The sequence below is a fragment of the Falsiroseomonas sp. E2-1-a20 genome (assembly GCF_051433195.1).
Lineage (GTDB): Bacteria > Pseudomonadota > Alphaproteobacteria > Acetobacterales > Acetobacteraceae > Falsiroseomonas.
Genome location: NZ_JBHMFT010000022.1, coordinates 39,647 through 51,018, shown reverse-complemented (window position 1 = coordinate 51,018; position 11,372 = coordinate 39,647). Strand labels below are relative to the sequence as shown.

The 11,372-nt window shown below is 71.9% G+C and carries 14 protein-coding genes; 8 read left to right on the top strand and 6 right to left on the bottom strand.

Annotation, left to right across the window (positions count from 1 at the left end):
• The first annotated feature begins 5 nt into the window (after positions 1 to 5).
• Together ACFHPP_RS22120 and ACFHPP_RS22115 are read left to right on the top strand one after the other, a co-directional pair.
• Positions 6 to 815, top strand: coding sequence for a nitroreductase family protein (locus ACFHPP_RS22120; RefSeq protein ID WP_437165407.1), 810 nt, complete (start codon positions 6 to 8; stop codon positions 813 to 815).
• A complete protein-coding gene (locus ACFHPP_RS22115; RefSeq protein WP_437165406.1) occupies positions 808 to 1,485 on the top strand; it encodes an NUDIX hydrolase in 678 nt (225 codons plus the stop codon). Before ACFHPP_RS22120 ends, ACFHPP_RS22115 begins: the two co-directional genes overlap by 8 nt.
• 1 nt (position 1,486) lies before the next feature.
• Here the strand turns inward: ACFHPP_RS22115 and ACFHPP_RS22110 are convergent, their stop codons facing one another.
• Genes ACFHPP_RS22110 through ACFHPP_RS22090 form a run of 5 tightly spaced genes read right to left on the bottom strand, consistent with a single transcriptional unit; the run spans position 1,487 to position 6,638 of the window.
• On the bottom strand, positions 1,487 to 2,353 hold the full coding sequence (locus ACFHPP_RS22110) for an MBL fold metallo-hydrolase (RefSeq protein WP_437165405.1): 867 nt from the start codon (positions 2,351 to 2,353) through the stop codon (positions 1,487 to 1,489).
• Positions 2,350 to 3,261, bottom strand: a complete 912-nt coding sequence (locus tag ACFHPP_RS22105; RefSeq protein WP_437165404.1) for a DMT family transporter — start codon at positions 3,259 to 3,261, stop codon at positions 2,350 to 2,352. The genes ACFHPP_RS22110 and ACFHPP_RS22105 overlap by 4 nt, the downstream gene beginning before the upstream one ends.
• Entirely contained in the window at positions 3,261 to 4,187 is a 927-nt protein-coding gene (locus tag ACFHPP_RS22100) for a DMT family transporter (RefSeq protein WP_437165403.1), read from the bottom strand. Before ACFHPP_RS22100 ends, ACFHPP_RS22105 begins: the two co-directional genes overlap by 1 nt.
• A 16-nt stretch (positions 4,188 to 4,203) precedes the next feature.
• Positions 4,204 to 5,037 carry an FAS1-like dehydratase domain-containing protein gene (locus ACFHPP_RS22095; protein ID WP_437165402.1) on the bottom strand — a complete coding sequence of 278 codons (834 nt, stop codon included), beginning with the start codon at positions 5,035 to 5,037 and terminating at the stop codon, positions 4,204 to 4,206.
• Positions 5,037 to 6,638 carry a hypothetical protein gene (locus ACFHPP_RS22090; RefSeq protein ID WP_437165401.1) on the bottom strand — a complete coding sequence of 534 codons (1,602 nt, stop codon included), beginning with the start codon at positions 6,636 to 6,638 and terminating at the stop codon, positions 5,037 to 5,039. The genes ACFHPP_RS22095 and ACFHPP_RS22090 overlap by 1 nt, the downstream gene beginning before the upstream one ends.
• 203 nt (positions 6,639 to 6,841) lie before the next feature.
• Here ACFHPP_RS22090 and ACFHPP_RS22085 point away from each other — a divergent pair, with 203 nt between their 5' ends.
• The 6 genes from ACFHPP_RS22085 to ACFHPP_RS22060 are packed head-to-tail and all read left to right on the top strand — an operon-like array spanning position 6,842 to position 10,899.
• Positions 6,842 to 7,552: a class I SAM-dependent methyltransferase gene (locus tag ACFHPP_RS22085; RefSeq protein WP_437165400.1), complete on the top strand. Its 711-nt coding sequence runs from the start codon at positions 6,842 to 6,844 to the stop codon at positions 7,550 to 7,552.
• Between the two features lie 13 nt (positions 7,553 to 7,565).
• The gene (locus tag ACFHPP_RS22080) at positions 7,566 to 8,567 is read left to right on the top strand and encodes a glycosyltransferase family 2 protein (protein ID WP_437165399.1); all 1,002 of its coding nucleotides are present in this window, start codon (positions 7,566 to 7,568) and stop codon (positions 8,565 to 8,567) included.
• Positions 8,564 to 8,914 (top strand): DMT family transporter, encoded by a 351-nt coding sequence (locus ACFHPP_RS22075; protein ID WP_437165398.1) that lies wholly within the window; start codon positions 8,564 to 8,566, stop codon positions 8,912 to 8,914. Before ACFHPP_RS22080 ends, ACFHPP_RS22075 begins: the two co-directional genes overlap by 4 nt.
• A complete protein-coding gene (locus ACFHPP_RS22070; protein ID WP_437165397.1) occupies positions 8,911 to 10,050 on the top strand; it encodes an MFS transporter in 1,140 nt (379 codons plus the stop codon). Before ACFHPP_RS22075 ends, ACFHPP_RS22070 begins: the two co-directional genes overlap by 4 nt.
• A gap of 9 nt (positions 10,051 to 10,059) precedes the next feature.
• The gene (locus ACFHPP_RS22065; RefSeq protein ID WP_437165396.1) at positions 10,060 to 10,464 is read left to right on the top strand and encodes a DUF3574 domain-containing protein; all 405 of its coding nucleotides are present in this window, start codon (positions 10,060 to 10,062) and stop codon (positions 10,462 to 10,464) included.
• Between the two features lie 54 nt (positions 10,465 to 10,518).
• Positions 10,519 to 10,899, top strand: a complete 381-nt coding sequence (locus tag ACFHPP_RS22060) for a rhodanese-like domain-containing protein (RefSeq protein WP_437165395.1) — start codon at positions 10,519 to 10,521, stop codon at positions 10,897 to 10,899.
• A 2-nt stretch (positions 10,900 to 10,901) separates the two neighbouring features.
• Here ACFHPP_RS22060 and ACFHPP_RS22055 read toward each other — a convergent pair whose 3' ends face one another.
• Complete coding sequence (locus ACFHPP_RS22055) at positions 10,902 to 11,351, bottom strand: DUF305 domain-containing protein (protein ID WP_437165394.1); 450 nt, start codon at positions 11,349 to 11,351, stop codon at positions 10,902 to 10,904.
• Between the last annotated feature and the right edge of the window lie 21 nt (positions 11,352 to 11,372).

Genomic DNA, 11,372 nt, shown 5'->3' with positions numbered 1-11,372 from the left:
GCCCCATGGATGCCGAAGCCCTGATCCGCGCCCGCTACGGCGCGCTGCCCTTTTCGCCGCCCGAAATCCCCGCGGGCCTCGCCATGCTGCTGGACCGCCGCGTGACCCGCCGCTACCGGCCGGACCCGGTGCCGGACGCGCTGCTGGACGCGGTGCTGGCCGGCGCGCAATCGGCGCCCGCGAAATCCGACCTGCAGCAATACTCCATCCTGGTCACCCGCGACCCGGCAAAGATCGCCGCCGTGGCGGATGCCATCGGCACCATGCCGTGGATCAAGGAAGCACCCATCCTGCTGCTGTTCTGCGGCGACATCCGCCGCGGCCGGCAGCTCTGCGCGCAGCACGGCCGCGTCCACGCCAATGACAGCATCGACACCTTCCTGAACGCCTCCGCCGATGCCGCCCTGGCGCTCGGCTTCTGCGTCATGGCGGCGGAGGCGGTGGGCCTCGGCACCTGCCCGATCTCCTATGTCCGCAACAACCTCGGCCTGGTGGCGAAGCTGTTCGGCCTGCCGGAAGGGGTGTTCCCGCTCGCCGGCCTGACGCTCGGCTTCCCCGCCGCGCGCAACGAGACCTCGCCACGCCTGCCGCCTGCCGTCGTCGTGCACCGCGAGACCTATGACGACAGCGGCTTGGCCACCGCGCTGCCCGCCTATGACGCGCTGCGCCCGCCCGGCAAGCCACGCTACCCGAATGTCCACGGCCCGAAGCCGGAAGGCTGCACCTGGTCGGACAACGCCGCCCGCCAGCTTTCGGTCCCGGAGCGGGCGAACTTCCGTGAATGGCTCGCCAGCCGGGGCATCCACCTTGGCTGACGCAACCGCCGACAACCCCGGCGGCACCGGCGACCTGGTCCCGGCGCCGCGCAAGCGCGCGGTGAAACCGCGCCACGCCGCCAGCCTGATCGTCTGGCGGCAAGGCTCCGGCGAGCCCGAGATCCTGATGGGCATGCGCCACGCCAAGCACAAATTCATGCCGAGCGTGCTGGTCTTCCCCGGCGGCCGTGTCGACCGCGGCGACCACCGCGTGCGCGTGCTGTCCGAATTGAAGCCGGAGACGCTGGCCCTGCTGGCGCATCGCGCGCCACCCTCCCTCGCCCGCGCGCTCGGCGTCGCCGCAGTGCGCGAGTTGTTCGAGGAAACCGGCCTGCTGCTCGGCGACCGCCAAGGCGAACGCCTGCTCGCCGACCTCGCGCCGCTCGACTACCTGTGCCGCGCCGTGACGCCGACGCGGCGCAGCATGCGCTTCGACGCGCGCTTCCTGATCGCGCCGGCGGACTTCGTGCGGGGTGAGATCAGCGGCTCCGGCGAGTTGGAAGGGCTGGCCTGGTATCCCCTGGCCCAGGCACGCGCGGCGAAGCTCGCCGACATCACGGCGATGATCCTCAACGAGTTCGCGGAATGGCTGACGGTGCCGCCGGACCAGCGCACCAGCCGGCCCAAGATCGTCTATCGCGGCAACGACAACCGGATGAGCGACGAGTAGCTCAGCGCGGCTCGAACGCCTCCCCATCCCGCGCCGCCGCACCCTCGGCCTCCAGCTTGATGAGATGCGCCAGCAGGCTGCGCGCCGCGGCCGGCACCAGCCTCATCTCCAGCACCGGGCCATAGACCGCCGGCACCAGTTCCAGCGCCGTCGCACGTCGCGCCGCCCGCAGCGCGTCCAGCACCTTCGCCTCGCGTTCGAGACGATGCGCCGCCAGCGCCGCGACGAAGCGCGCGGGGTTCGGCAGGGGCGGGCCGTGGCCGGGCAGGTACAGATGCGACTCCCGCCGCGCCAGCTTGGCGAGTGATTCCATGTAGGCTGCCATGTCGCCATCCGGCGGGCTGACCACGGTGGTGGACCAGCTCATCACATGGTCGGCGCTGAACACCACGCCGTCCTCCCGCGCCAGGCACAGATGGTTTGCGCAGTGGCCGGGCGTGTGGATGGCGTGCAGGCCGAATTCCTCCAGCACCGTGCCATCCGCCAGCGTCACATCCGGCGTGAAGCCGTGGTCGCCGCCCTCGCCGCCCTGGTCCGGCGGGGTCATGTGCGGGCCGAAGCCGTGGCTCGGCGCACCGGTCGCATCCTGCAAGGCGGCGACGCCGGGCGAATGATCCCGGTGCGTATGGCTGACCAGGATGTGGCTGATCGCCTCGCCTTCCGTGGCGCGCAGGATGGCCTCCAGATGCGCCGCATCCACCGGCCCCGGGTCCAGCACCGCCACGCGGCCCTGCCCGATCAGATACGTGTTCGTGCCCCGCCAGGTGAAGGGCCCCGGATTGCCGCACAGGATGCGCCGCACGCCCGGCGCCACCGGCTGCACCACGCCCACCGGCAGCGCGTCCTCGCGCAGGAAAGGAAGGCTCATCGCTTCTTGCGCCCCAGCAGGATTTCGCGCCGCATGATGTACAGGCTCGCCACCACGATCAACGCCGCGCCGGCCAGCGTCGAGACGCCCGGCACGTCGCCGAAGGCGGCCCAGCCGAACAGCACCGCCCACAGCAGCGACGAATAGGAATAGGGCGCCAGGAACGACACCTGCGCGCTGGCCCAGGCCTCCGTCAGCAGCACCTGCGCGGCGCCGCCGATCAGCCCGATCAGGATCAGCAGCACCAGGTCGGACGGCCCCGGCCAGACCCAGGCGAAGGGCATGGCGAACAGCGTGAAGAAGGTCATCAGCAGCGATTGCCACAGCACGATCGTGGCCGAGGATTCGCTGCCCGACAGCGTCCGCACCAGCATGGTGGTGCCCGCCGAGAACATCCCATGCGCCACCGCCGCGATCATCCCCCAGCGCGCCGCACCGCCGAAATCCCCGGTGAAGGCGCCCTGCCCCAGCGCGATGACGAGGATGCCGAGGAAGCCCACCAGCACCGCGCCACCCCGATGGATGCCGACCTTCTCGCCCAGCAGCGGGATCGACAGCAGCGTGACGAACAGCGGCGTGGTGTTGGTCAGCGCGGTGTGCTCGGCCAGCGGCAGCAGCGTCAGCGCATAGAAGGAACAGGCCTGCGCCGCCGTGCCCGACAGCGCCCGCAGCACATGCGCTGGGAAGCGCTTCGTCCGCAGCACGCCCGCGATGTCGCCGCGCAGGCCGGTCAGGCGCAGGACGATGATCATCACCACCGGCAGGGCGAAGGCGCTGCGGAAGAACATCTGCTCGGTGAAGGGAATGCGCCCGGCGAGTTCCTTCACCAGCACGCTCATCGCCGCGAACAGCGCGCAGGCCAGCAGCATGAAGGTCATGCCGCGCTTGGGGTCGTGCCTGAGGGCCACTACCGGAGCCCCGCCGCGCGATCCTCGCGCCGCCGCACCTGTTCGCGGTGCAGGTTGTACAGCCCGGCCGCGATGACGACGACGGCGCCCGCCACCGTGTTCCAGGCCGGCACCTCCGCCCAGATCAGGAAGCCCAGCACCCCGCCCCACAGCAGCGTGGTGTATTCATAGGGCGCGAGAGCCGAGACCGGCGCGATGGCGAAGGCGCGGGAGAACAGCAGATGCGCGCAGCCATTCGCCATGCCGAGGAAGGCGAGGCAGACGAACACCTCCCAGCGCGGCACCAGCGGGCCGAGCGGCGGGAACACCGGCAGCAGCAGCAGCCCCACCGGCACATGCGCCGCCAGCAGCCAGAACGCGATGGCCTGCGGCGTGTCGGTCGCCGCCAGCACCCGCGTCCAGATCCGCGTCAGCCCGAGCGTCGCGGCACCCGCCAGCAGCATCGCCGCCTCCCACCGCCACAACTCGCCGCCGGGTTGCAGGATGATCATCACGCCGGCGAAGCCGACGCAGGTGCTGGTCCAGCGCCGCCAGCCCACCTTCTCGCCGAGCAGGGGAATCGCCAGCACCGTCATGATCAGCGGCGCCGCCGCATTCACGGCATAGGAAGCCCCGAGCGGAAACGCATTGAACCAGGCCAGGTAGAACGCCACCGTGACGATGCAGTGCATGGAGGACCGCAACGCCAGCAACGGCTTGCGCACCGGGGCCAGCCCACGCCCGCGGACCAGCAGCGCGATCGCCAGCATGCCGAACACACCGCGCCAGATCATGGCAACGGCGACGCCCACCTCCGGCAGCGCCCATTTCACCGCGGCATCCGCGGCCGAAATCACGGTGTAGCCCGCGACGATGATGCCGATACCGCGCAGCGTGTCCTGTGCCAGGGGAAGCCGGGCCAGCGGCGACAGGAGGCGTCCCGTCACCGCGGGCGGTTCTCGGTCAGGCAACGGCGTCAGCCAGTTCCGCCTCGGCCTGCATGCAGGTGGCGCCGGTATCGTCGCGCGTCTCCAGCATCACCTGCTCGCCCTCCACCCGGCCGAGCACCGTCAGCGCCCGCCCGTCGAAGGCCGGGCGGCGGCCGCGGAAGGCGAAGCGGTGCAGGCGCTTTCCGGATGCGTGGTCCAGCGCGTGCTGCGCCATCAGCGTCGCCTGCAGAGGGCCGTGCACCACCAGGCCGGGATAGCCCTCCACGCCGGTGACATAGGGGTGGTCGTAGTGGATGCGGTGGCCGTTGCCGGTCAGCGCCGAATAGCGGAACAGCATCACCGCATCCGGCAGCACCGTGGCGGTGGCAGCCCCCGGCCAGTCCGGCGCCGCGGCACCCGGCTTCACCGCGCTGCCCTCCGCCCCGCGATAGACGATGTCCTGCTCCTCCTCCAGCGCCAGCCCGGCCGGGCCGTGCAGCAGGTGGCCCACGGTGACGAAGACCAGGCGGCCCGATCCGCCGGACTTCTCCTCCACCTTCAGGATGGTGCTGGTGCGCGTCACCTCGTCATCCGCATGCAGCGCCACCGGGTGGAAGCGCAACCGCCCGCCGGCCCACATGCGGCGCGGCAGGTCGTGCACCGGCGGCAGGAAGCCGCCCCGCTTCGGGTGGCCATCCGGCCCGATGCCCCCCGGCATCACCCAGTCCTGGAACAGCATCCAGTGCCACAGCGGCGGCAGTTCGGTGGGCGCCTTCCGGCCCAGGGTCGCCGCCAGCCCGCGCAGCAGGCGCGGGTCGATGCGGTCCTCGCGGGTTTCGGTACGGCCGACATAGTCTTCGTGCGACATCAGTCCTCGCGCAGGTAAAGGCGGTAGGTGTCCATGTGCACCACCCGCGTGTAGTGCCGCCAGGTCTCGGCGAAGGCCGGGTGGCGGGAGAAATAGGCGATCGGGTCGAAATCCTCCGCGCCGCAGCGCGCGATGCCGGAGTTCTTCGCCACCAGCACGCCGCCCGGCGGCGCGCGGGCGAAATCCTCCGCCACCGTCCGGTATACCAGGAATTCCGGCCGCGACATCTCGGACGGCTCGCGGTAGCGCGGCGCGCCCTCCGGGCAACCCTGGTAGGCGCCAATCAGCACCCACAGGTTCATGGTCCGCAGGGTGGACCGGGCGCGGGCGTAGTTCAGCGCCGGATAGACCGGATAGATGTCCGGCGAGAGCACCAGCAGGCGTTCCCCCGCCACCTCCCGCTTCAGCGCCGCGGTCAGCCGGCCTTCCGCCAGGGCGCCGTACCAGATCTGCCGCCACGGGCTTTCGCCGCGCAGATGCACCACGGACAGCGCCACCACCACCGCCAGCGCCAGCCCCGGCGCCGCCGCCTGCGCCCGCCCCGCCGGAAGGTTGCGATCCACCCAGCGCGCCGCGACCCAGCCCGCCATCAGCGCCGTCGCCATGGCCATCGGCACCACGTGGTAGGACCAGCCCTTGTGCTGCACCCAGGCAGACAGGAAGCTGCCGACGCCGACGCAGCCCAGCATCCGCGCCTGGGCCCCCGCCCCCGGCCAGGCCAGCAGCGCCAGCGCCGCCGCCAGCGCGAACAGCGCCGGGCCGAGCTGGTTGGTCAGCAGCACGTCGAACAGGCCGATGCCGCCATTGGACAGGTAGAAATCCACCACCAGCGGCACGACGAAGCCGAGGTAGTCCGGGAAGAACACCGGCAGGCTGGCCAGGTACAGCAGCCAGATGCCGGCCATCAGCCAGGGCAGCCGGTCCCGCAGCGCCGCCGCCGGGCCGCGCCGCAGCAGCACCAGCGCCTCGACCAGCGCCGGCACCGCCAGGAAATGCGGCTTCAGCGCGAAGGCCAGCGCGGCCGCGACGGTCACGGCAATGGCGAGGCCCCGCGGCGTCGCCATCCCCTCCGCCCGCCGCGCGGCCAGCAGCGCGTAGGGCAGCGCGAACAGGCCCATCAGGTGCTCGCGCTGGCCGACATCGTAGGCGACCATGACGAGGACCAGCGGGATCAGCGCGTCCAGCACCGCGCGTTCCACCACCCCCTCGTCCCAGCCCTCCCGCAGCCGCAGGCAGAAGCGCCAGGACAGCGCGCAGCAGGCCAGCACGCACAGCAGCCAGGACTGCACCGGGTCCAGCGGCGTGAAGCGGTCGATCAGCGCCGGGATCGCGGTGAGGACGAAGATCAGCGGCGGGTTGACGTCGATCAGGTCGCGGAACAGCGCCTCCCCGCCCACCCAGCGCGTGGCGAAGTTCAGGATGGCGGCGACGTCGTGGTTCAGCGGCGGCGTCAGGACCATCAGCAGGAAGCCCAGCGCCGGCAGCACGGCGAGCGCGCGCAGCAGGCGGTCCCGCGCCATCGGCTCGGCCGGGCTGAAGGCGTGCGGGGCGGCCTGGATCTCGGCGGGAGCCGGACGGCTCGGGGGGTTCGGGGTCATCATCGGGGCCTGGTCGCCGGCATCCTGGTCTCGGGCATCCTGGTCTAGGGCATCCTCGGCGCGCGGGGCGGATGGTGCAACCGCATTGCGGCGTCGATGCGGCGGGCCCTGCGCGCGCGGCTGCCTCACGCCCGCCGCGAGGCCGCCTTGCGGCCGCCGCGCTTGCCCGTCACAAGGGCGGCGTGGAACCCGCAGAATACGCCCTGATGGACGCCGCCGAGGACGGCATGTGGTGGTATCGCGCCGCCCATGCCCGGGTGCTCGATGCGCTGCGCGCCCGCCCCGGCGTCCCCGGCCCGGTGCTGGATGCCGGCTGCGGCACCGGCGGCTTCCTGCAACGCCTGGCGCAGCAGGTGCCCGATCGCCCGGCGATGGGCCTCGAATACAATGCCGAGGCGGCCGACCGCGCCGCCCGGAAATCCGGCTGGCCGGTCGCCGCGGGCGACGCCAACATCCTGCCCTTCGCCGATGCCAGCTTCGGCGCCGCCGTCAGCATCGATGTCATCTGCCATGCCGGCGTCGACCCGGCCCGCGGCATGGCCGAACTGCACCGCGTGCTGCGCCCCGGCGGCACCGTGATCCTGAACCTGCCAGCCTATGAATGGCTGCGCAGCGCGCACGACACGCGCGTGCACACCGCCCGCCGCTACACCGCCGCCGGCGCCCGCGCCCTTCTGGCGGCGGCCGGCTTCACCGGCGTCGCCACGAACTACTGGAACGGCCTGCTGCTGCCGCTGATGGCGCTGCAACGCAAGGTGCTGCACCGCAACCCCGATGCGCCCAGCGACGTGACCAGCTTCCCGCCCTGGATCGACACCACCCTGCATGCCGTCTCGGAGATCGAGCGGCGGATCGGCACTTCCGGCATCCCCATGCCCGGCGGTGGCTCCGTCCTCGTCATCGCCACGCGGCCCTGACGGAGAACCCGAAGTGACCGACGCCCTGCCCGCCGCCGAGGGGCTTTCCGTGACGCCGGCCGATACGCCGGCCGATACGCCGGTGGGCCTGTCCATCGTCGTCCCGGTCTATCGCGGCGCCGCCACCGTCGGCGCGCTGGTCGAGGCGCTGTCCGTGCTGCGCCCGGCCGGCGGGCTCGAGATCATCCTGGTGAACGACGGCAGCCCCGACAATTCCGCCGAGGTGTGCCGCGCGCTGGCCGCCACCGCCACCGTGCCGCTCACCTACATCGAGCATGCGCGCAATTTCGGCGAGCATAACGCGGTCATGTCCGGCCTGCGCCAGGCCCGCGGCGCCTTCGTCATCACCATGGACGACGATCTGCAGAACCCGCCCGAGGAAGTGCTGCGGCTGTACGACCACGCCCGCCTCGGCGGCTGGGACGTGGTCTACACGCGCTACGCGGTGAAGGAACACGAGGGCTGGCGCAACCTCGGCAGCCGCTTCGCCAATGGCGTGGCGGACATGCTGCTGGACAAGCCGAAGGGCCTGTACCTGTCCTCCTTCCGCTGCATGAGCGCGCTGGCGGTGCGGGAGGTCGCGAAGTACAGCGGCCCCTATCCCTACGTCGACGGCCTGCTGATGCAGGTGACGCAACGCCTCGACTCGATCGAGGTGAAGCACCTGCCGCGCGCCGAGGGCCGGTCCAACTATACGCTGAAGCGCCTGGTGCTGCTGTGGCTGAACCTGGCCACCAACTTCTCTGTCCTGCCGCTGCGCCTGGCGATCCTGGCCGGCGCGGTGATGGGTGTCATGGGCATCTTCGCCGCCGCCTACGTCATGTTCGAGGGTCTGAGCGGCGAGACCCCCTCCGGCTGGGCCTCGATGATGACGGTCACGCTGCTGGTCGCCGGCGTGCAGTTCCTCATCCTCGGCGTGCTCGGCGAATATGTCGGCCGCGCCTTCCTCTCGGCCAACGGCAAGCCGCAGGGCGTGGTGCGGGATATCGTGACATCGGAAGGCCGAAGGTCATGATCGCCGCCTGGGTCACCCTGGCCGCGGCCATCACCACCTCCCTGGTCGGGCAGATCCTGCTGAAGGCGGGCGCCTCCGGCTCCGTCGCGGCGGAGGCCGGCTTCATCGACCAGTTGTTCCGCTGGCAGACCATCCTCGGCCTCGGCTGCTACGGTGGCGCGGCGTTGCTGTACATCATCGCGCTGCGGAAGATCCCGATGTCGGTCGCGCTGCCCTGCACGGCCGCGAGCTATGTCGTCATCGCGCTGATCGGCTGGGGCATGTTCGGCGAAAGCCTGGGTCTCGCGAAGATCATGGCCATCGGCCTGATCTCGGCGGGGGTGGTGCTGCTGGCCACCACGGCGTGATCCTGCCGCCCGGGGTGGTCGTCGCCGCGCTGGGCGCGACGCAGATCCTCGGCTGGGGCACCGCCTATTTCCTGCCCGGCGTGCTCGGCCCGGCGATGGAGCGCGACCTGGGCCTGGCGCCCGGCACCAGCTTCGCGGGCATCGCCATCCTGCTCGGCCTGGCGGGCTTGCTGGCGCCCATGGTCGGGCGTGCCATCGACCGGCACGGGGCGCGGCCGGCCATGGCCACCGGGTCCGTCGCATTCGCCGCGGGCCTCGCGTTGCTGGCCTTCTCGGGCTCCGCGATCCAGGCGCTGGTCGCCTGCCTGGTCATGGGCGTGGCCGGGGCCCTGGCCCTGACCGAGGCCGCCAACGCCGCCCTCGCGGCGATGGGCGCGGACCGCGCGCGGCGACGCCTCGGGTTGCTCGCACTCGCCTCCGGCATGGCCTCGGCCGTCGCCTGGCCGGGGCTGGCGGCGCTGGAGGTGGCGTATGGCTGGCGCGGCGCGGTGCTGGCCTCCGCCGGCATCCACCTTCTGGTGACCTTGCCGCTGCACCTGCTCTGCATCCCCGCCCAGCCGCGCGGCCCGCGCCCGGCCCGGCCACCCTCCCAGAAGTTGCCGCCACGGCTGCGCTGGCTGTCCGCCGCCTTCACGCTCCAGGTGCTGATCGGCAGCGCCATCCTGGCCAACATGGTGCTGCTGGTGGAGTCGCTGGGGCTGGACCGTGCCAGCGCCATCTGGTGGGCGGCGCTGGTCGGCCCGGCGCAGGTGGCGGCGCGGGCGCTGGATGTGCTGGGCGGCGCGAAGCTGCGGGCGATGACGGTCTGTTCCGCCGCCCTGCTGCTGATGCCGCTGGCACTGCTGCTGCCGCTGGTCGTGGCCGGTGCGGCGCCCGCTTTCGTGCTCGCCTACGGCCTGGCCTCCGGCCTGATGAGCGTGATGCGCCCCGCCTGCCTGATCGAGCTGCACGGCACGGATGGCTACGCCGTTGTCGCCGGCCGCGTCATGGCGCCGGTCACCACCGCCATGGCCGTGGCCCCCGCCGCCTTCGCGCCGCTGCTGCTGACCCTGGGGGCGGAGGCGGCGCTTTCGATTGCGGCGGTGGGCGTGCTCGGCGCCTTTGCCCTGCTGCGCATGGCGGCCCGATCGGCGTAGCCTGCGCGCATGCGCATCCTTGCCTTGCCCTTGGTCCTGCTGGCCGCCGCCTGCGCCGCCACGCCCCCCGGCTGCCCGCCCGGCCTCGCGAGCGCGACGAGGCTGGAGGGGTGTTTCGGCCGCAATGCCAACGGCGCGGAGGTGGTGACGGACGCGGCCTGGACCCGCTTCCTGGACGAGGTGGTGACCCCCGCCTTCCCCGATGGCCTGACCGTGCTGGACGCCGCCGGCCAGTGGCGCGGCCGCACCGGCACCGTGGCGCGGGAGCGCAGCAAGCTGCTGGTGGTGGCCGTCCCCGGCACGGACGCCGCCCAGGCCCACGCCCGCCTCGCCCCGGTGGTCGCCGCCTACCGGTCCCGATTCGGACAGGAGAGCGTGATGGTGACCACGGCGCCCGCCTGCCTGGGCTTTTGACCCACGCCGGACGCGCTACTGTCGGTCTTCGCCACAGCAACGGAGGACCCGCCCATGCCCACCACCGTCAAGGACATGCTCGCCGCCGCCAACGCCGCCGTGCCGCGGATTTCCGCCGCCGAGGCCCAGACGCTTGCCGCCCAGCCGCAGACCGTGCTGCTCGATGTGCGCGACGCGGCGGAGGTGAAGGCCTCCGGCAAGGCCAAGGGCGCGCTGGCCGTCTCGCGCGGGCTGCTGGAATTCCGCGCCGACCCCGAATCGCCGCTGCACGAGGCCGCCTTCGACCGCGCCAGGACCATCATCATCTACTGCGCCTCCGGCGGCCGGGCGGCCATGGCCGGCAAGACGCTGAAGGACATGGGCTATGCCGATGTCCGCAACCTCGGCGGCTTCAAGGACTGGGTCGAGGGCGGCGGCGAGGTGGAGAACGCCTGACCTCAGCCAGGCGCCTCCAGCTCCGCGATCAGCGCCCGCATCTCCTCGATCTCGCGCCGCTGCGTCTCGATGATGGTGTCGGCCAGGCGGCGCACCCGCGGGTCGCGCAGCCCGGCCCGCTCGCTGGTCAGGATGGCGATGGAATGGTGCGGGATCATCGCGCGCAGCCAGGCAACCTCGTCCACCGTCGCCTGGCTGCGGACGAGCCATAGCGCGCCGGCGAACACCAGCGCGCCGCCGACCAGGATGCCGATAATGGCGGCGCGGTTGCGGTACATGCCCCACATGAAGGCCAGCATGATGATGGCCATGGCGCCGCCCATCACCAGCGCCATCCAGGCCCGCGTCTCGCTGAAGGTGACGTGGTCCATCGCGTAGGTGTTCAGGTACATCAGCCCGAACATCACCACGGTCGATGTCAAGATCATCGCGCCGAAGCGGAGATAGCTCATCGTTGCCGCCTTTCCTGCCGC

Bases quoted from the DNA above. Each gene is read 5' to 3' on its own strand.
- ACFHPP_RS22120 (WP_437165407.1), top strand. From the start codon at position 6: ATGGATGCCGAAGCCCTGATCCGCGCCCGCTACGGCGCGCTGCCCTTT.
- ACFHPP_RS22110 (WP_437165405.1), bottom strand. From the start codon at position 2,353: ATGAGCCTTCCTTTCCTGCGCGAGGACGCGCTGCCGGTGGGCGTGGTG.
- ACFHPP_RS22095 (WP_437165402.1), bottom strand. From the start codon at position 5,037: ATGTCGCACGAAGACTATGTCGGCCGTACCGAAACCCGCGAGGACCGC.
- ACFHPP_RS22090 (WP_437165401.1), bottom strand. From the start codon at position 6,638: ATGATGACCCCGAACCCCCCGAGCCGTCCGGCTCCCGCCGAGATCCAG.
- ACFHPP_RS22085 (WP_437165400.1), top strand. From the start codon at position 6,842: ATGGACGCCGCCGAGGACGGCATGTGGTGGTATCGCGCCGCCCATGCC.
- ACFHPP_RS22075 (WP_437165398.1), top strand. From the start codon at position 8,564: ATGATCGCCGCCTGGGTCACCCTGGCCGCGGCCATCACCACCTCCCTG.
- ACFHPP_RS22065 (WP_437165396.1), top strand. From the start codon at position 10,060: ATGCGCATCCTTGCCTTGCCCTTGGTCCTGCTGGCCGCCGCCTGCGCC.
- ACFHPP_RS22060 (WP_437165395.1), top strand. From the start codon at position 10,519: ATGCCCACCACCGTCAAGGACATGCTCGCCGCCGCCAACGCCGCCGTG.
- ACFHPP_RS22055 (WP_437165394.1), bottom strand. From the start codon at position 11,351: ATGAGCTATCTCCGCTTCGGCGCGATGATCTTGACATCGACCGTGGTG.